General features: G+C 70.6%; 18 protein-coding genes and 2 pseudogenes. 14 read left to right on the top strand and 6 right to left on the bottom strand.

Going from position 1 to position 18,295, the window contains the following annotated elements:
* Window position 1 precedes the first annotated feature (1 nt).
* A pseudogene (locus TNCT1_RS36820) lies at window positions 2-151 on the bottom strand (IS630 family transposase); the annotation flags it as partial.
* A 233-nt stretch (window positions 152-384) separates the two neighbouring features.
* Here TNCT1_RS36820 and TNCT1_RS18045 point away from each other — a divergent pair.
* From TNCT1_RS18045 to TNCT1_RS18010, 7 genes and pseudogenes are all read left to right on the top strand, one after another.
* Window positions 385-1,650: an MFS transporter gene (locus TNCT1_RS18045; protein ID WP_143633165.1), complete on the top strand. Its 1,266-nt coding sequence runs from the start codon at window positions 385-387 to the stop codon at window positions 1,648-1,650.
* 852 nt (window positions 1,651-2,502) lie between these two features.
* On the top strand, window positions 2,503-3,066 hold the full coding sequence (locus TNCT1_RS18035; RefSeq protein ID WP_143633160.1) for a DUF2243 domain-containing protein: 564 nt from the start codon (window positions 2,503-2,505) through the stop codon (window positions 3,064-3,066).
* Window positions 3,067-3,077: 11 nt separating this feature from the next.
* Window positions 3,078-3,896, top strand: coding sequence for a cytochrome c oxidase assembly protein (locus TNCT1_RS18030; protein WP_235902686.1), 819 nt, complete (start codon window positions 3,078-3,080; stop codon window positions 3,894-3,896).
* A gap of 37 nt (window positions 3,897-3,933) precedes the next feature.
* Window positions 3,934-4,560: pseudogene (locus TNCT1_RS18025) on the top strand (alpha/beta fold hydrolase); the annotation flags it as partial.
* 193 nt (window positions 4,561-4,753) lie between these two features.
* The gene (locus TNCT1_RS18020; RefSeq protein WP_143633153.1) at window positions 4,754-5,317 is read left to right on the top strand and encodes a dihydrofolate reductase family protein; all 564 of its coding nucleotides are present in this window, start codon (window positions 4,754-4,756) and stop codon (window positions 5,315-5,317) included.
* Window positions 5,318-5,923: 606 nt separating this feature from the next.
* Window positions 5,924-6,268 carry a MerR family transcriptional regulator gene (locus TNCT1_RS18015; protein WP_143633150.1) on the top strand — a complete coding sequence of 115 codons (345 nt, stop codon included), beginning with the start codon at window positions 5,924-5,926 and terminating at the stop codon, window positions 6,266-6,268.
* A 181-nt stretch (window positions 6,269-6,449) separates the two neighbouring features.
* Window positions 6,450-6,623 (top strand): CsbD family protein, encoded by a 174-nt coding sequence (locus TNCT1_RS18010; protein WP_143633148.1) that lies wholly within the window; start codon window positions 6,450-6,452, stop codon window positions 6,621-6,623.
* Window positions 6,624-6,734: 111 nt separating this feature from the next.
* Here TNCT1_RS18010 and TNCT1_RS18005 read toward each other — a convergent pair whose 3' ends face one another.
* The gene (locus tag TNCT1_RS18005) at window positions 6,735-7,649 is read right to left on the bottom strand and encodes an AraC family transcriptional regulator (protein WP_143633146.1); all 915 of its coding nucleotides are present in this window, start codon (window positions 7,647-7,649) and stop codon (window positions 6,735-6,737) included.
* An 84-nt stretch (window positions 7,650-7,733) separates the two neighbouring features.
* Here TNCT1_RS18005 and TNCT1_RS18000 point away from each other — a divergent pair, with 84 nt between their 5' ends.
* The 3 genes from TNCT1_RS18000 to TNCT1_RS17990 are packed head-to-tail and all read left to right on the top strand — an operon-like array spanning window position 7,734 to window position 10,070.
* Window positions 7,734-8,336 carry a non-oxidative hydroxyarylic acid decarboxylases subunit B gene (locus tag TNCT1_RS18000; protein WP_143633144.1) on the top strand — a complete coding sequence of 201 codons (603 nt, stop codon included), beginning with the start codon at window positions 7,734-7,736 and terminating at the stop codon, window positions 8,334-8,336.
* Between the two features lie 28 nt (window positions 8,337-8,364).
* The gene (locus tag TNCT1_RS17995; protein ID WP_143633142.1) at window positions 8,365-9,792 is read left to right on the top strand and encodes a non-oxidative hydroxyarylic acid decarboxylases subunit C; all 1,428 of its coding nucleotides are present in this window, start codon (window positions 8,365-8,367) and stop codon (window positions 9,790-9,792) included.
* A 32-nt stretch (window positions 9,793-9,824) separates the two neighbouring features.
* On the top strand, window positions 9,825-10,070 hold the full coding sequence (locus TNCT1_RS17990) for a non-oxidative hydroxyarylic acid decarboxylases subunit D (RefSeq protein WP_143633140.1): 246 nt from the start codon (window positions 9,825-9,827) through the stop codon (window positions 10,068-10,070).
* 102 nt (window positions 10,071-10,172) lie between these two features.
* Here the strand turns inward: TNCT1_RS17990 and TNCT1_RS17985 are convergent, their stop codons facing one another.
* Window positions 10,173-11,084 carry a DMT family transporter gene (locus TNCT1_RS17985; protein WP_143633138.1) on the bottom strand — a complete coding sequence of 304 codons (912 nt, stop codon included), beginning with the start codon at window positions 11,082-11,084 and terminating at the stop codon, window positions 10,173-10,175.
* 96 nt (window positions 11,085-11,180) lie between these two features.
* Here TNCT1_RS17985 and TNCT1_RS17980 point away from each other — a divergent pair, with 96 nt between their 5' ends.
* Entirely contained in the window at window positions 11,181-11,741 is a 561-nt protein-coding gene (locus tag TNCT1_RS17980) for a TetR/AcrR family transcriptional regulator (RefSeq protein WP_143633328.1), read from the top strand.
* Between the two features lie 149 nt (window positions 11,742-11,890).
* Window positions 11,891-12,841, top strand: a complete 951-nt coding sequence (locus tag TNCT1_RS17975) for an SDR family NAD(P)-dependent oxidoreductase (protein ID WP_143633136.1) — start codon at window positions 11,891-11,893, stop codon at window positions 12,839-12,841.
* A gap of 105 nt (window positions 12,842-12,946) precedes the next feature.
* Here the strand turns inward: TNCT1_RS17975 and TNCT1_RS17970 are convergent, their stop codons facing one another.
* Entirely contained in the window at window positions 12,947-13,495 is a 549-nt protein-coding gene (locus TNCT1_RS17970; RefSeq protein WP_143633134.1) for a putative immunity protein, read from the bottom strand.
* A 229-nt stretch (window positions 13,496-13,724) separates the two neighbouring features.
* On the opposite strand from TNCT1_RS17970, the gene TNCT1_RS17960 reads away from it, so the two are divergent.
* Entirely contained in the window at window positions 13,725-14,462 is a 738-nt protein-coding gene (locus TNCT1_RS17960) for an alpha/beta hydrolase (RefSeq protein ID WP_143633132.1), read from the top strand.
* Window positions 14,463-14,660: 198 nt separating this feature from the next.
* On the opposite strand, the gene TNCT1_RS17955 is transcribed toward TNCT1_RS17960, so the two are convergent.
* Both TNCT1_RS17955 and TNCT1_RS17950 read right to left on the bottom strand, forming a co-directional pair.
* On the bottom strand, window positions 14,661-15,989 hold the full coding sequence (locus TNCT1_RS17955; protein ID WP_143633130.1) for an MFS transporter: 1,329 nt from the start codon (window positions 15,987-15,989) through the stop codon (window positions 14,661-14,663).
* Window positions 15,986-16,651: a transcriptional regulator gene (locus TNCT1_RS17950; RefSeq protein ID WP_143633128.1), complete on the bottom strand. Its 666-nt coding sequence runs from the start codon at window positions 16,649-16,651 to the stop codon at window positions 15,986-15,988. Before TNCT1_RS17950 ends, TNCT1_RS17955 begins: the two co-directional genes overlap by 4 nt.
* 233 nt (window positions 16,652-16,884) lie before the next feature.
* On the opposite strand from TNCT1_RS17950, the gene TNCT1_RS17945 reads away from it, so the two are divergent.
* Window positions 16,885-18,135 carry a cytochrome P450 gene (locus TNCT1_RS17945; RefSeq protein ID WP_143633124.1) on the top strand — a complete coding sequence of 417 codons (1,251 nt, stop codon included), beginning with the start codon at window positions 16,885-16,887 and terminating at the stop codon, window positions 18,133-18,135.
* Window positions 18,136-18,295 lie beyond the last annotated feature (160 nt).

Raw genomic sequence — 18,295 nt, 5'->3', positions numbered from 1 at the left:
ACGCCGCGGTGGCGAGGGAACGGCCGCCCTGGCGAACGCCTGCCTCGCTTCGGATGCGGGCGCGTTCTTTGCGTCCGGCGGGCAGGACGTCGCGGTGGCGGGCGTGGGCGTTGCACCAGCGCAGGTAGGCGTGCGGGGCGCTGGTGTCGAGTACGCCGGACACGTCGAAGGCGCCCCAGCCGCAGGGGAAAGAGCTGCACAATTCGTGCTGACGGCACTGGAGAACACCGACAACCTGATCACCGCGCCCGCCCCGCTCCCCCGATGTCAGCCGACGCCCCACCCCGCACACTGCCCTACGACCCACCGATCCCGATATGACCCACCGAACCTGATCCGGGCCGTCAACGTCGCCACGCTTGCAGCCCTGCCCCGGAAGAGGAAATGACCCCGCACGCACCCACCCACGCAACGATCCACATACCCGATGCCGCTCTGTCCCAGCGCCGCATCCTGCGGGTTCTGGTCGCCTCACAGATTCTCAGCGGCGCAGGTCTCGCCGCCGGCGTCACCGTCGGCGCCCTCCTCGCCCAGGACATGCTCGGCTCCACCAGCCTCGCCGGACTGCCCAGCGCCCTGATCACCGCCGGATCCGCGCTCACCGCCGTCGCCGTCGGCCGCGTCTCCCAGGCGAGAGGCCGCCGTCCCGGCCTCGCCGGCGGCTATCTCACCGGCGCCATCGGCTCGGCCGGCGTCATCACCGCAGCCGTTCTGGACAACCCCCTCCTGCTGTTCCTCGGCCTGTTCGTCTACGGCGCCGGCACCGCCACCAACCTCCAGGCCCGCTACGCCGGAGCCGACCTCGCCGCACCCGGCCACCGCGCCCGCGCTGTCTCCACCGTTCTGGTCGCCACCACCCTCGGCGGCGTCGCCGGACCCAACCTTGCCGCCCCTACAGGCGCCTTCGCCGAGCACCTCGGTATCCCGAATCTCGCCGGACCGTTCCTCCTCTCCGGCACTGCTTATGCGTTGGCCGCGCTCGTCCTCACCCTGTGGCTGCGGCCCGACCCGCTGCTCCTGGCCCGCTCCGTCGCCCAGGCGAAGGAAGCTGACGCCGCGACCGACCCGGCCGGCGTCGGCGCCACCGACACGAGCGAGGGTCGCGGAGGCGTGGTCCTCGGCGCCCTGGTCATGGTCCTCACCCAGCTGGTCATGGTCGCGATCATGACGATGACGCCGGTCCACATGCACGACCACGGTCACGGCACCACCGCCTCCGGCCTCGTCATCGCCGTCCACATCGGCGCCATGTACCTGCCCTCACCGCTCACCGGCTGGCTCGTCGACCGCTACGGGCGCATGAAGATCGCCGCCGTCTCGGGCATCACCCTGCTCACCGCGGGCGTCCTGGCCGCTGCCGCGCCCGCCGACTCCGTCGCCCTCCTCGCGCTCGCCCTCGCCCTGCTCGGCCTGGGCTGGAACTTCGGCCTCGTGGCAGGCACCGCGATCCTCACCGACACCGTGCCACTGGCCACCCGCGCCAAGACCCAGGGCCTGGTAGACGTCTCCATCGCGATCGCCGGTGCCACCGGCGGCATGGCCTCCGGCGTCATCGTCGCCGCCACCGGCTACCCCGCCCTCGCGCTGACCGGCGGCGCCCTCTCCCTCGCCCTCCTGCCCGCCGTCGGCGCCGCCGCCTACCGCCGATGAGCACCACGAATCCCGACTCCCCCACACCGAGAAACGGCCCCTGACCAGGAATGTCAGTCGGGGGCCCTTGACCATCCGTGGTGCCCGCTGGTGACCGTGGTTCCCCATGAGTCCCGGCCTGTCGGGCACGGATGGGACACGGGCTTCAGTCGCCCTGGAACCACAGACAGCTGCCTGGAGTGCTGGCGCACTGCTCCAGCAACCTTGCAAGGTCGTCCAGGGCGGCGAGCTGACGCTCATCGGTACACCGTTGCCGTAGACCGGGGATCTCACCGAGAGCAACGGCAGCCCCCTGCTCGTTCATCAGAGCATCCCCGTAGGGGTCCACGGCGGTCAGCCGCCCAGGAACTCCGAGCAACCGGAGCGAGCCGATCGCATCGGCCAACGCGTCCCCGTGCCCGTACGAAGTCTGCAGCAGCGTCGCTCGGGACTTGCGCCAGTTACGCGTCGGCCGTGCTGAGTGCAGCTCCACGTCTATCCCCACGGGCTCATGATGCCTGTTACAGAGGCTCAGTGTCTGATCCGAGTTCTACACTCCCTTCGCCAGCCGCGCTCTGGCCGACGTGGTCATCCCAGCCGACGAACACTGCGGTGTCCCGGTTCATGGGGCCCGGGCTCGAGCGGACCGCACGGCACATCCCCAGCGCCTGGGAATCGATCGAACACTTGTGGCGCGAGCCAGCGCCTTCGACAGCCCCATCGCGCCACCACCGATCACCAGCTCGGGGCGTGAGCTCGGGACGCTGCTCAGGCTGGGCCGGATGGCGGGAATGCAGGCGCGTGAGTGCGACCGAGAGGGGAACCTTCGGCTGAGGCACCTTCAGCAGACGCCAACCAGCGGGAGCGGAGACGATGGCCACCACAATGGACGAGGCCCGCGCCGGCACGGCACAGCCGGCGAGTATCCAGTTACCGGGGATCGTGCTCGGGGTGGGGCTCGGCGGCTTCGTCGACGGCATCCTGCTCCACCAGCTGTTGCAGTGGCACCACATGCTCACCAGCACCAACCACGACCACATCGGGGTGAAGTACTACAACCCGAAGACGGTGTCCGGGCTGGAGATGAACACCGTGTGGGACGGCGTCTTCCACGCCGTGTGCTGGATCGCCGTCCTGACGGGGCTGGCGATCCTGTACTCCCGGGTCACGCACAACCGGCGGGCGGTGTGGACATCACGGGTCCTGTGGGGCTGGATCCTGACCGGTTGGGGCCTGTTCAACCTGGTCGAGGGCCTCCTGGACCACCAGATCCTGGGCATCCACCACGTCCGCGGCGGCCCCTACCAGGCATGGTGGGACGCCGGATTCCTAGTCTTCGGCGGCCTGCTCCTGATCGGCGGCTACCTGCTGCAGCGCAGCGGACAGCCATTCGACCCAGGCGCCCCGGCCGGGCGGAGTGAGGGGCGGCGAGCCTGATGCACCACGACATGCCCGCTCACGGGCACGACGCGGGCAGCAGCGTCCTGGCGTGGCTGCTGCCCACGCTCGCCCTGCTGGCCGCCGCCGGCACCTACCTGTTCCTGGCCCACCGCGCCCGCCACCGCAACCCGGCCCTGGGCTGGAGCCGGTGGCGGACGGCCGGCTTTCTGAGCGGCGTCCTCCTGATCGGCACCGCGCTGCTGCCGCCCGTGGCGCCCTTCGCGCACGAGGACTTCCGCGGCCACATGGCCCAGCACATGCTCATCGGCATGTACGCGCCCCTCGCGCTCGTCCTGGCGGCCCCCGTCACCCTCCTGCTGCGCACCCTGCCCGCAGCCCGGGGCAGGCAGTTGACCACGGTGCTGCACAGCCCGCCCGTCCGGGTGATCGCCCATCCAGCGGTCGCACTGGCGCTCTCCACGGGCGGCCTCGCGGTCCTCTATTTCACCCCCCTGTACAACGCGACCATGAACACTCCGGCGGCCCACTGGCTGCTGCACGCGCACTTCTTGCTGTCCGGATGCCTGTTCGCCTACGTCATCGCCGGTCCCGACCCCGCTCCTTCCCGGCCGACCGTGCGCGCGCGGCTGGTCTACCTCGGCGTCGCGATCGCGGCCCACGCGGTCATCGCCCAGATGATGTACGGCGGATTCTGGGTCGACATCCACGCACCCATCCCCCAGGTCCAGGCAGGCGCGGAGATCATGTACTACGGCGGCGACATCGCCGAACTGCTTCTGGCCGCCGCCCTTGTCGCCACCTGGCGCCCCGAACCCCGCCGGGCAGCCACTCGCGAGCCCGCCCGGGAAGTGACGGCGCCTGCCTGAGCGCATCCACCGGAGCGCCGCCGGCCGAGGAGCACACGTTCCCGCCGCCCTCGCCATGGTTCCCTATCGGCTTCTCGACATGGCGGGCGACGCCCTCGGCCTGCTCACCGCGCTCGGTGTCGAACGCGCCCACGTGGTCGGCGCCTCGATGGGAGGGATGATCGCCCAGGTGATGGCCCTCTCCTGCCCGGAGCGGGTGCTGACCTTGACGTACATGATGTCCTCGACCGGCGAGAGCGAATACGGCCAGTCCAGCCCGGAGGCCCAGACGGTGCTGTTCAGTCCCAAGCCCGCGGACCGCGAGGGGTACGTCGCGGCGGCGGAGCGGGAGCTGGTGTGGGCCTCCAAGCGATACGGCGACGCCGCGATGCTGCGTGAGCTGGCCGCCGCGAGCTACGACCGTGCCTACTACCCCGGGGGGATCGGGCGGCAGCTCGGTGCGATGATCCTCAGCGGTCCACGTGCGGACGCACTGCGTGAGCTGCGGGTGCCGACGCTGGTGATCCACGGCCTGGACGACACGCTGATCGACCCCAGTGGCGGGAAACGCACCGCGGAGCTGGTGCCCGGCGCCGAACTCCTGCTGGTCCCCGACATGGGCCACGATCGCCCGCGGGAACTCTGGCCCGAGCTCATCGATGCCTTGGTGACCCATACCGGTTGAGCAAGCATGGCCAGAGCAGCATTGAGGGAGACGCGGCTGCTCCGGTCCTGGTGCCGGCCTCAAGAACGCAGTGCCCTGAGTCAGTTCGCCCCCGGCCCGAACCTGGAAGCGGCGATGCAAGATCGCTGACCGATGATTTCGCCGCGCCGTGTTGGTCTGTACGCCGAATACCGACTCACGGGAGGCTGACGCCATGCGAAAACTGACCTTTGCCATGAGCATGAGCTTGGACGGTTACATCGCCGCGCCCGGCGACGACCTCGGCTGGAGCGTGCCGAGCGACGAGTTGTTCCAGTGGTGGTCCGACCGGGTGGACGCGACGGGCCTGGCGCTGTACGGGCGCAGGCTGTGGGAGACGATGAGCACCCACTGGCCGACCGCCGACAAGCAGCCCGGTGCCGCACCTGCGGCGGTCGAGTTCGCCGGCCGCTGGCGGGACATGCCGAAGGTGGTGTTCTCCTCCACGACCAGCACGGTCGACTGGAACACCCGTCTGGTCACCGGCGACGCGGTCACCGAGATCACCAGGCTCAAGGCCGAGGACGGCGGTCCTATGGACATCGGCGGCGCCACACTCGCCGCGTCGGCCATGCGGGCCGGGCTGATCGACGAGTACGCGATCGTCACCCATCCGGTCCTGGTGGGCGGCGGCACGCCGTTCTTCACGGCACTGGGCAACTGGGTGAACCTGACCCTGCTGGAGACCCGGACGTTCCCGGGCGGCGTGATCCTGACCAGGTATGAGACCAAGCGCTGAGCGCTCGACGTCGGATCGGCCTGGCCGTCGCGTCGCCTCCATGTAGGCCCCGCTCCCCCACCCCGCCTGTATCGCCTGGGCCGTCCGGCCCAGTCAGCGTGCGCCCGCCGAGCTGGAACACACCCTTTGGCATCACTCTTTCGTGTGCATCCAAGGTCGATGTCCACTCACAGCCCACAGAGGAAATCTGTCGTGACGGAGGTAGACATTGGCGGATCTCAGGGTTACTCTCTTGTCGTACCCAGGAAGTCGAAGTGGGCACGGCAGACACGAACTGCCGTGCAAGCAGGCCGAGAAGGACACGGTCCGCAGTGACCGTGAGCAGCACCCGCGGTACCCAAGCAGTACAACCGAGTAACCGAAGGTGAGGAGCAGAACGCCATCAGGATCGCCCGGGCAGCAGGAGTCCGCCCGGGTACCGCAGGCCCCGGATTGGAAGGTGGTCCCCGGTCACGCATCCGCGATCCCCGCAGCCCCCGCCCTCCCAGGCGGACTCTGCGGACACAGAAGGCCGGCGCAGTCGCCGGTAGATGGTGTTGAAAGCTCGGGGCCCGGGTGCCAGTACGGCACCCGGGCCCCCCGACGCGTTCCCGAAAGAAGAGGTCTATGCCCCCTGTCAGTCACCGTCCCGTCGACAACCTCGACGACGACGACTACCCCGCCTACACCATGGGCCGGGCCGCCGAGATGCTCTCCACCACCCCCGCCTTCCTCCGCGCCCTCGGCGAACATCGCCTGATCACCCCGTTGCGCTCCGAAGGCGGTCACCGCCGCTACTCCCGTTACCAGCTGCGCATCGCCGCCCGCGCCCGCGAACTCGTCGATCAAGGCACCCCCATAGAGGCCGCCTGCCGCATCGTCATCCTCGAAGACCAACTCGAAGAAGCCAGGCGCATCAACGAGCGACTGCGCGCCCAGGACAGCGAGCCGCAGTCCAAGGCATCGGCCTGAGCAGGGCGCTGCCCGACATGGACGCCATGACTCGCTGCGGCACGAGGACCCCGATGCTCACCGGGGTCCCTCGTCGTTAACGTGCTCATTCACCTGGCGGGCTCCTTGTTTGCACAGAGAATGCCGGGGCACGAGCGGATTACCGCGACAGCGGTACAGCAACTACGAGGAGGCGTGTTCCATGACTGCCGGCGAAAAGGCCAAGGCGAAGACCGAGCAGGCTGAGGGCAAGGCCAAGGAGGCCCTCGGAAGCGCCGTCGGGAACGAGCGCATGGCCACCGAGGGACAGGCGCAGAAGAGCACTGGTGATGCTCGTGAGGCCAAGGAAAAGGTCAAGGACGCTTTCGATCACTGACGTCACATCATTTCCCCTTGCCGTAAGGGGCCTCCCTGAAAAGGGAGGCCCCTTACGGCTTTACGGCATCACGTCGGCTGCCGTTGACGAGGAGGAGGGAAGCGCGAGCGTTCAGGATGCCGTCTCGTGGTGCCCGTTCCGCCGACGCGGCGACGGGTCCTCGCGGAACGCGCCCGGCGTCAGGCCCGTCCGCAGCCGGAAGAACTTGGTGAAGTCGCTTGCGTCGGTGAACCCGAGCCGGTCCGCGACCTCCTTCGCGGGGAGGCCGCTGTGCCGCAGCAGGCGTTTCGCCTCTAGGAGCACCCGGTCGTCGACGTACTGCTTGGCGGTGCGGCCGGTCGCCGCCAGCGTCGCGCGGGTCAGGGTCCGCGGGCTGTAGCCGAGCGCCGCCGCATAGTCCTCCACACGCCGGGTCACCGCGTGGTCCCGCTCGACGGCCGCGTGGAAGCGACGGAACGTCTCCGACGTCGGCGCCGGACAGGGCGCCGGGCCACGTGCCTGTGCGAGCCGCACCACGAGCACGGAAAGCAGCGCGCGCAGCACGTCCGCGTGCACCGACAGAGGCAGCGAGGCCATCGCCCGGTACTCGTAGGCGAGGTGGTCGAGCGCCCGCCGCAGGCCCTCCACCGCCGGGCCCTCCGGGGTCGTCGGACGCTGCTCGTACGGCGGGTCCATGTGCGCCGCCGTCACCGTGGCCGGCGGGAGGAAGCCCGGCTGGAACAGCACGACCACCCCGTCCGCCGCCACCAGGTCGGGGCCGAACCGCTGCACCTGGCCCGGCCGGATCCACAGCCACGCTCCGGGACGCAGCTCGTGCTCGACGAAGTCCACCCACATCCGCAGGGGCCGTGCGCGAACGGCGATCAGCTGGTGGAAGGCCGGCCGCAGCGGCGCATAGGGGTCGTTGCCGTGACGGCGTGAGCGCTCGTAGAGGTCGGAGAGTTCCATCACCTCCAACCCGGCCGCGGCGCCCACGGTCGGGGTGTAGGCCAGATCCCGCACCTCAGGCTGTCCGTTTTTCCCCATCGTGAGTCCCGAGGATACCGCCACCCGCCCCTCACTGCCGCCTAGCGTAAAAGCACAGGTCAGCGAAGTGTGAGGAGTGGTCCGGTGCGATTGGTCGTGGGAATGACCGGGGCGACGGGAGCCCCGTTCGGTGTCCGTCTCCTGGAGCAGCTGCGGGAGCTGCCGGACGTGGAGACACATCTGGTGCTGTCCCGGTGGGCGCGCGCCACCATCGAGCTGGAGACCGGCCGGTCCGTGGCCGACGTGTCCGCGCTCGCCGACGTCACGCACCACCCCGACGACCAGGGCGCCACCATCTCCTCCGGGTCCTTCCGCACCGACGGCATGGTGATCGTGCCCTGTTCCATGAAGACCCTCGCCGGGATCAGGACCGGTTACGCCGAGGGGCTCGTGGCCCGCGCCGCCGACGTCACCCTCAAGGAGCGCCGCAAGCTCGTCCTCGTCCCGCGGGAATCGCCGCTGAGCGAGATCCATCTGCAGAACATGCTCGACCTGGCCCGCATGGGCGTGCAGTTGGTGCCCCCCATGCCCGCCTTCTACAACGACCCACGCACCGTCGACGACATCGTGGACCACGTCGTGGCCCGCATCCTCGACCAGTTCGACCTGCCCGCGCCCGCGGCCAAGCGCTGGGCCGGTATGCGCGCGGCCCGTACCGCCTCCCGGTCCTCGGCCGACGCCGCCTGAGCTCATCCACCCCGTAAAGGACTTCATCATGGCCCATGACGATCTGCGCAGCTTCCTCAGCACCTTGGAGGCGGAGGGCCAGCTGCTGCGCATCACCGAAGAGGTACTGCCCGAACCCGATCTCGCGGCCGCCGCCAACGCCACCGGCCGCATCGGCGAGAACGCCCCCGCCCTGTACTTCGACCAGGTCAAGGGCTTCACCGACGCCCGCATCGCCCTCAACGTGCACGGCTCCTGGGCCAACCACGCGCTCGCCCTCGGGCTGCCGCGCAACACGCCGGTCAAGGAGCAGGTCGAGGAGTTCGCCCGCCGCTGGGACGCCTTCCCCGTCCCGCCGGAGCGCCGCGAGGACGCGCCCTGGCGGGAGAACCACCAGGAGGGTGACGGCGTCGACCTCTTCTCCGTCCTGCCCCTCTTCCGCCTCAACGACGGCGACGGGGGCTTCTACCTCGACAAGGCCGCCGTCGTCTCCCGCGACCCCGAGGACCCGGAGAACTTCGGCAAGCAGAACGTGGGCACGTACCGCATCCAGGTCATCGGCCGCGACCGGCTCGCCATCCAGCCCGTGCCCATGCACGACGTCGCCCAGCATCTGCGCAAGGCCGAGGAGGCGGGCGAGGACCTGCCGATCGCCATCACCCTCGGCAATGACCCCGTGATGGCGATCGTCGCCGGGATGCCGATGGCGTACGACAAGAGCGAGTACGAGATGGCGGGCGCGCTGCGCGGCGCGCCCGCCCCGATCGCCACGGCTCCGCTCACCGGGTTCGACGTGCCGTGGGGCAGCGAAGTCGTCATCGAGGGCGTCATCGAGTCGCGCAAGCGCCAGATCGAAGGCCCCTTCGGCGAGTTCACGGGCCACTACTCGGGCGGGCGCCGCATGCCCGTCATCCGTGTGGACCGAGTCTCGTACCGTACGAACCCGGTCTTCGAGTCGCTGTACCTCGGCATGCCGTGGACCGAGTGCGACTACCTCGTCGGACCCAACACCTGCGTGCCGCTCCTCAAGCAGTTGCGCGCCGAGTTCCCCGAGGTCCAGGCCGTGAACGCCATGTACACGCACGGCCTCATGGTGATCATCTCGACGAAGAAGCGGTACGGCGGCTTCGCCAAGGCCGTCGCCATGCGGGCCATGACGACACCGCACGGCCTCGGCTACGTGTCCCAGGTGATCCTGGTGGACGAGGACGTCGATCCGTTCAACCTGCCGCAGGTCATGTGGGCCATGTCCGCCAAGGTCAATCCGAAGGACGACGTCGTCGTCATCCCGAACCTCTCGGTCCTGGAACTCGCGCCCGCCGCCCAGCCCGCCGGCATCACCAGCAAGATGATCACCGACGCGACGACGCCGGTCGCCCCCGACGTCCGCGGCAACTTCTCCACGCCGGCCAAGGACCTGCCCGAGACCGCCGAGTGGGCTGCCCGCCTGCAGCGGCTGCTCGCGGCCCGCCACTGAGTCCCCGTAGTACCCCCGATAGGACAACTCTCGTGAATGACACAGCAGTTGAGTGCCCCAGGTGCGCCTTCGAGACCGTCACCCGGATCGCCACGTCACCCGTCCCCGGAGTGTGGGACGTGCTCCAGTGCGGTCGCTGCCTGTACACCTGGCGGACCATCGAACCCGCCCGCCGCACCCGGCGCGACGCCTACCCGGAGGCCTTCAAGCTGACCGAGGCGGACATCGACAACGCCATCGAAGTACCCGCGGTCCCACCACTGCGGGGCCGCGACTGACCGCACTGGTCATCCCTCGTCCGGTGGGCACGCGGTTCGACCACGGGGCCTCCGCGGACAATTGTCGCCGTCGACGCCGAAGTCGTAGACGGAGCCGGGCAGTTACGGCTGGCGTGCGCTGGAGCCAACTGGGGCCCTGCGCCTCGCGGTTCCCGGTGCGCCGCGGTGGACGACGGCGACTGCCGCGAGGCCGATCAACAGCCCGCAGGCGGACTGCGCGCCGAAGGGTTCCCGGAACATGAGGGCTCCCCAGAGCGCGGTGACCGGGGCCATGAGGAACATGAGGGTGTTGACCCTGGCGACCCCTGAGCGTTTCAGGACGAGCCAGTAGATGCCGTAGCCGCCGAACGTCGACAGGACGACGAGCCAGGTGACCGCGATCCAGAACGACGCCTCGGCGGGCGGCTGCGCAGCCCGCACGGAAAGAGCGAGGACGCTGAAGACGACGGCGCTGACGGTGCAGTGGACCGTCAGCGCCACCGAGGGAGGCGCCGGTGTGCGGGTTCGGCCTTCGAGGAACGTCGCGGCGACGAGCGAGAACATCCCGAGGAAGGGCACCAGGTAGGCCCACCCGGGGGCGTCCGCGCCGGATCCGGCGTCCGCCGCCGCGACCACTACGACGCCGGTCAGCCCCAGCACCAGGCCGAGCCACTGCCCGCGGGACACGTACTGCCGCAGCAGCGGTCCGGCGAGCGCCCCTGCGACGAGCGGCTGGGCGCCGTCGATGAGCGCGGTGGTGCCGCTGGAGACCCCGTGCTGGATGGCGACGTACACCGCGAGCAGGTAGCCGCTCTGGGACAGCAGGCCGATGAGGACCTGCCTGCCCAGCGCGCGCGGGGACAGCCCCCGCCACGAGGCTCGGGTGAAGGGGGCCGTGGCGATCAGGAGCAGGGCGAGTGGCAGGAACCGCCACATCAGGATCGTGACCGCGGAGGCGCTGCCGGCGCCGAGCTTGGCTCCGATGAAACCCGAACTCCAGCAGACGACGAGAGCAGCCGAGAGGAGAACGTTCACACCACACCTCCTGCTATACAGACCGGTATACCCAGTGAACTATACAGATCGGTCTATAGTGAGGGGGTGGACGCATCGCACCGGCGACGAAGTGGCATGACCCCCGCCGCACAACGGATCCTGGACACGGCTGGCAGGCTCTTCTACGAGCGCGGCATCCACGCCGTCGGCGTGGACCTCATCGCCGCCGAGGCCGGGGTGACGAAGAAGACGCTCTACGACCGCTTCGGCTCCAAGGAGCAGATCGTCGTGGCGTACCTGACCGACCGCGACCAGCGCTGGCGCTCCTTCCTCGCCCAGCGCCTCGACGCCGCCGGGGGCGACCCCGGCGGCCGCGTCCTGGCCGTCTTCGACGCCGCGCGCGCCTGGTCGGCCGAGCACGGCTCCAGGGGGTGCGGCATGGTCAACGCCCACGCCGAGATCAGCGACCCTTCCCACCCCGCGTACGCGGTCATCGCCGAGCAGAAGCGCTGGATGCTCGCCCTGTTCACCGACCTCGCCCGCGAAGTCGACCCGGAAAGGGCCGAGCGCCTCGGCCGGACACTGATGCTCCTGCACGAAGGGGGGCTCGTCGCACACGGTCTGAGCGTCTTCCCGGACCCCCTCGGCCACGCCCGCGACGTCGCCCGGGACTTGGTCGGGCGGCACACGCCGTAGGAGCCGGTGCGGTTCGCCGTCAGGGGTGTCGGGAGTCTGTCGGCCGTGCGCGTGATCTGTCGGCGGGATGTCGGCGGTGGTTGCGATCTTCGGTGTGTTGGCGGTGCTCGCGATGAGCACGCCGCCCGAGAGCGCAAGGAGCTGTCATCGTGTCTTCCGCATCCCAGAGCCGGTCGTGGGACGTTCACCGGCTGCCGTCCGCCGAGGGAAAAACGTTCCTGGTCACCGGTGGCAACGCCGGGATCGGCTACTTCGTCGCGGAGCAGCTCGCCGCCACCGGCGCCGTCGTCGTGCTCGGCAGCCGGGACCGCGCGAAGGCGGATGCCGCTCGGGCCTCGATACGTTCGCGCGTCCCCGGCGCCGATGTGCGGCATCTGCAACTCGACCTCGCGGACCTCTCGTCCCTGAGGACCGCCGTGGACAGGCTGGACCGCGGTCGCCTCGACGCGGTGGTCCACAACGCGGGGGTCGCGCTGGACGACCCGCCGCGTCAGGTGACCAGGGAAGGCCACGAGCTGATGTTCGGCACCAACCACCTCGGCCACTTCGCGCTGACCCAGTGGCTGGCCCCCCTGCTGTCCGCGGCGCCGGCGGGCCGCGTCGTCACGGTGGGGAGCTTCGCGGCGCGGTCCGAGCGACTGGACCTCGGCGATCTGCAGTCGACCCGGGACTACCGGCCCAAGCGCACCTACGGCCGATCGAAGCTGGCGCAGATGTCGTTCGGCTTCGAACTCGACCGCCGCCTGCGTGCCGTCGGCAGCACGGTGCTCAGTGTGGTGGCCCACCCCGGCGGCGCGCTGGACTCCCTCACCCCGGCCCGTCCGCCGGTGAGCGTGACGACCGCCGGCGAGCGGCTGCGCGCCTTGCCCTCCGCGCTCCTGGTGCAGGGCAAGGACGCCGGCGCTTGGCCCATCGTCCGTGCCGTCCTCGACTCGCAGGTGCGGGGCGGGCAGTTGTGGGGGCCCAGGGTCTTCGGTCTGCGCGGCGAACCCCGGCGTGAGCCCATTCCTTCTCACATGGCCGACCCGGCCGTCGCCGCCCGGTTGTGGGCCGCCAGCGCGGAACTGGCCGGCGCCGATCCGCACCTCGGCTTTCGGTAGCCGCGAGCCCCAACTGGGGCCGCGAATGGGAGGTCCGGCGCCGACCGCTGTCCGCGTGCGGGGACGTTCGTGGTCAGGCGGGCGGCGCCGTACGGATGTCGGAGGTCATTCGGCAGGGGTGGGGGGACGGAGGCCGGCGTCCAGCATGCGGATCAGTTCACCGACCCGTCCCCCGCCGACCGGCGCCGCCGGGAAGCGTTTGAGCACCTCCACGACGACCGGGGTCGCGTGGCGCACCGCTCGCTCGACGTGCTCGGCCGCGACGCCCGGATCGTGGCCCGCGACGAGTTCGGCCGCTCTGGCGGCGTGGGCGCCCGCTCCGAGGATGTGCTTGACCTGCGTGGCCTTGGCCAGTGGATGCAAGTAGGCGGCGCCCGCCGCGGACATCGCCGCCCGAGCCGCCTCGCTCGCGGCCGCGGTGTCCGCGGCCTTGGCTGCCTTCATGGCCGCCCATGCCGTGTCGCGCAAGGACCTCCCCCGCCCGCCACCCCGAGCGAACTCCCACGCGGCGCCGACAGCGTCCCGCGGTCGCGAGTCGTCGGGCTGGTCGGCCTCGAACACCTCGAGCACCACCTCCGCGCACGCCGCGGCGAACGCGGTGACCTCGCGAAGGTCTTGCGTACTCAGCGCGATCCTGTCCTCGTCCCCTGTCATGCGTCCATCCTCGGCCATGACGGCGGGCCGGCGTCCGGTCGTGGAGCCCGCGCGGAAATCCCTTTGGCGGACCGGCGCGGCCACTGCTACCTTTCCGTAGGCCGTGCTGGAGAACGAGGAGGTGGTACCCGTGAACGCAGTTTCGACATGGGTGCTCCCCTCCGGGGTCACGGTCGGGCGGTAGGTCGTCCGGGAGCGCCGTTCCTGAGCACTCCCGAAAGGCACGACCATGCACTTCACTTCTGAACGGCGTCTCGACGACGGCGTCCTCGAACGCGAATTCACCCTCGACGACATTCCCGGCATCCTGTGGACGCCCGCGTCCGCGTCCGCGCCGGCGCCTCTGATCCTGATCGGCCACCCCCCGCTCGGACTGCGCAGAATGTACCCCCGGCTGGCCGGCCGGGCCCGGCACTACGCGGCGCGGTACGGCTTCTCCGCGGCCACCATCGAACTCCCCGGGAGCGGTGAACGCCCCCGCTGGGATGCAGTCGAGCAGGCCCGCGCCGATCTGCGCCGGGCCATGGAGGCCGGAGAGCCGGTCGGCGACGAGATCGTCGACGCGCTCGTCCTCCCCCTGGTCGAGAAGGCGGTACCGGAATGGCAGGCCGCCCTGGACGCCCTGCTGCGATTGCCCGGACTCGGCGGCCCGGTCGGGTACGAGGGAGGGGTGATCTCCATCGGCATCCGCCTCACGGTGGTCGAGCCGCGCATCGTGGCCGCCGGGTTCTTCGCCGGCAGTCTCGTACCCACCGCCATGTTCGAGGAGGCCCGTCAGGTCACCATTCCGCTGCATGTCCTGCTGCAGTGGGACGATGAGGGAAACGACCGGCAGGCGGCCCTGGACCTGTTCGACGCCTTCAGCTCCAAGGAGAAGACCCTGCACGCCAACCTCGGCGGCCACACCGGCGTCCCGCAGTTCGAACTCGACGCCGGGGCACGGTTCTTCGCCCGCCACCTGATCTGAGCCCGGGCCGTCAGGCCGCCGGCAGACGGTGAACCGCGTCGGCCGGGCGCGGCTCGCCGCCGGCAGGTCCCGGCGTTGCTCAGCTGTTCATGCCGCGGGCCCGTGCTGATTTCGGCACGGGCCCGCAAGGCGCGTTTCTACACGGGGTTCTGCTCAGTGTTCCGGACGATGCGGACCGCCGTCCTCGTCATCGTCATGTCACGAGGTCTTACCGGCCGGCGCAACGGCTTCCCCGGAGTGCCGGCGCGGAGCGTCTGGCCCTCCCGCGCGGTCCATCTCGCGCCATTCGGGCCGCAACCCGGTCAGGTTCGTGGTGAGGAAGTACGCGGCCCCGCCGGCGAGCAGTACCGGCGCGAGTCCCACGGAGGCCACCGCCGCCCCGGCGGCCAGTCCGCCGAGGGGGATGCCGGCCCAGGCCAGCGAGTCCCCGAGCGCGCTGACCCGGCCCAGCATCCGGCGTGGGACCCGCTCGAGGAGGATGGCCCCCAGCACCGGGTTCAGGAATCCCGCCCCCAATCCGCTGACGCCGAACACGGCCAGTACCGCTCCCATCGGCGTACCGGAGGCCAGGATCAGGAATCTCGGTGCCCCGGCCAGCAGGAAACCGGTGAAGAACACCACCCGGCGCCGCAGCCGGTGGGCGGTCAGCGCGGCGATCAGGCTCCCTGCCACCGCGGCGGCTCCCATCACGCTGCCCATCAGGCCGATCACGGATGGCCCGTTGCCGGATTCCTTGGCCCAGACGGGTACGAGCACCGTGCTGAAGCCCGCGTCGAGCAGGTTGGTGATCCCGACCATGACGATGACCGTCAACAGCAACGGTTCGCCACGCAGGAAGGTGAAGCCCTCGCCGAATCGCCGCCAGTAACCCGGTTCCGTCTCCGCGGCCTCGGCGGCGGCTTCCTCGACCGCACGGCCCATCCCGCGGGGCAGCGCCAGCGCGACGATCACTGACCCGAGAGCGAAGCAGCCCGCGTTGACGACGAGCCCCGTCAGAGGGCCGAGCAGTGCCACCAAGGCGCCGCCGGCCGCTGGGCCGATGGTCGACGCGAGTCGCTCTGTCACACCGGACAGACCGGTGGCCCGCTCCAGGGGCACACGGCCGCGCTCGGCCGCTTCAGGGACCATGACCTCCTTGGCCAGGTCGCCGGGGCCGCGCACCGCGCCAATCAGCGCGACCAATAGGAGCAGGAGCGGAAAGGACAGCAGGTCCAGGGTGTGGAACAGGGGAACCGCGGCGGCGGCGGTCGCGCTGGCCAGATCAGTGGTCCAGGAGACGGCCCGCGGGCCGATCCGGTCCACCAGCGGCCCGGTGAACGCCTTGACCGTCACGTAGGGAGTCATCTCGCAGAAGGCGACGAGTCCGGTCTGGGTGGCGCTGCCGGTCGTGACGAGCACGAACCAGGGCAGCGCCACGGCGGAGACCCGAGTACCGGTCAGCGACACGGCCATGGCCGCCAGGATCCCGCTCAGCGGCCTTAAGGACCGGTCACCGGGTATGCCTCCACCCTGGGCGTCCTCCGTCATGACGTCTCCGTTCGTGTCGTCTGCTGCGGAGCGGAAGGGTGCGCCGGCACGGCGGGCGCATCCAGTTCGGGCAGGAGGTGGGTGATGACGGCGACCCGCTCGGCTCCCTCCGGGGCTGTCACCGCCGCCTCCGATGCGTCCCTCCGGTAGCGGGCGACGACGTCCCTCAACTCCTGGCGCAGGGCGGTGGCTTCTTCAGGCGTGAGCCGCAGCGCCCAGTCGCTCATGTCGAAGGTGTCCCGCCATGCGCGGGGCATCGTGTGCAGCTCGTTGACCGCCCGCTGTGTGCGCAGGGTGTAGGCGGCGGTGACGGACTGCAGGTAGGCCAGCACGGCTTCGGGCTCTTGCTCGGCCAGCTCCGGGTCCTTGAGCTCCGTCATGCGGTGCAGCGAACGCCACCACCGCTCGCGTGCGTTGCCGCGTTCCGTGTCCTCCTCCACGAAGCCGGCCGCGCCGAGTTGGCGCAGGTGGTAGCTGGCCGTGCCGGAGTTCACGCCGAGCCGCTCCGCGAGACGGGTCGCGGTCGAAGGGCCGTACTTCCGCAGCAGCCCGAGCAGTTGTACCCGCACGGGGTGCGCCAGGGCGCGCAGCCCCTTGGCATCCAGAACGATCGATTCGGCTTGGGTGTTCGGGCCGTCCGGCCGCGCGCTGGCATCAGTCACACCGCGCAGCCTAGACCGCAAACAGTTCTTCGCGAAGACTTCTTCGCAAAGAAGTCTTCGGGTTTCAACGGTGCCGCTCCATCCTGGTCATGACCACCCCGAACCCCGGCCTTCGAGCAGGCCGGCGTTGTCGCCTGTCGTGCCGGCGTGATCGCCTGCCGTGCCGCACTTCCCTCCAGCCAGCCGGGCGATCTTCGCGGTATCGGCCGGTGCGCGCGGGGAACCCATCCGCCATGAACGCACTCCGCCGTCCCTTCCTGGACCGCACGCTGCCCGCTCTGGCCGAGGGCTACGCCTGGCTGCCCAACCGCATGCGGGAAAGCCCCGACCACGTGGTGCGGACCCGGCTCATGGGCCGACCGACGCTGGCCGTACGGGGGCCGGAGGCGGTGCGATTCTTCTACGACGAGCGGCACGTACGCCGCCACGGAGCTCTCCCCGGACCGGTGCTGAGCACCCTGTTCGGCCAGGGAGCCGTCCACACTCTCGACGGCGACGCCCACCACGCGCGCAAGGCCCTGTTCCTGCCCCTGCTGCAGGTCGACCGGATCGCCGGGGTCGTCGAACACGTCACCGCGGCGTGGGACGAGGCGGTCCCCTCCTGGGCCGCTCGTGGGCGGGTCGTGCTGCTCGATGAGGCGAGCGTGGTGCTCACCCGCGGAATCTGCCGCTGGGCGGGGGTCCCCCTGGACGAGGACGAGTCGGAGCCGCTGGCCCGGGACCTGGTCGCCATGGTCGACGGGTTCGCCACCGCCGGTCCGCGCCGCTGGCGGGCCCGGCGCGCCCGCGGCCGGCAGGAGGCGCGGCTGGCCCGGCTGGTGGAGGACGTCCGGTCCGGCCGGATCACGGCACCCCGGGGATCGGTCCTGGAGCAGGTGTGCCGCCACTCCGACGGCACCGGCGAACCGCTGGACACGAGGACGGCCGCGGTCGAGCTGCTCAACGTGATCCGCCCCACCGCCGCCGTCTGCTGGTTCGTCGCCTTCGCGGCGCACGCGCTGCACCGCTGGCCGGACAATCGGGAACGGCTGCGGTCGGGCGACGCCGCCTACACCGCGGCGTTCACGCACGAGGTCCGGCGTTTCTACCCCTTCGCCCCCTTCCTCGGCGGTCGGGCCGTCACCGATCTGTCCTGGCACGGCGAACACGTTCCGGCCGGAGGACTCGTACTCCTGGACGTCTACGGGCAGAACCACGACGAGAAGCTGTGGGGCGATCCCTACGCCTTCCGCCCTCAGCGGTTCCTCGACCGGCCGGTCGAGCGCGACGAGCTGATCCCGCAGGGCGGCGACGATCCGGCGACCAACCACCGCTGCCCGGGCGAGGGCATCACCATCGGGCTGCTGGAGGCGCTGGCCACCCGTCTGGCCCGCCTGGACTACACCGTGCCTGAGCAGGACCTCTCCATCCCGCTGCGCCGCATCCCGGCTCGGCCCCGCAGCGGTTTCGTCATCGCGGACGTGCGCGCGCCCGTGACCGGGTGACCACGAGCCGCGCGACGGCTGTCGGCAGGTCTCCGACCCCGGCCGCGGCAGGTTGCGGCTCATGCGGGTTCCGTCGCGGAGCGGTCTGGTCGCGTTCGCGTGCGCCATCGCGTCGGGCCGACCCCACACCGTCGCGTCGGGCCGACCCCACACCGTCGCG

The organism is Streptomyces sp. 1-11 (assembly GCF_007176755.1).
Classification (GTDB): Bacteria; Actinomycetota; Actinomycetes; order Streptomycetales; family Streptomycetaceae; genus Streptomyces.
Note: the sequence above shows the minus strand (reverse complement) of the source record. Positions and strands in the feature narration are given on the sequence as shown.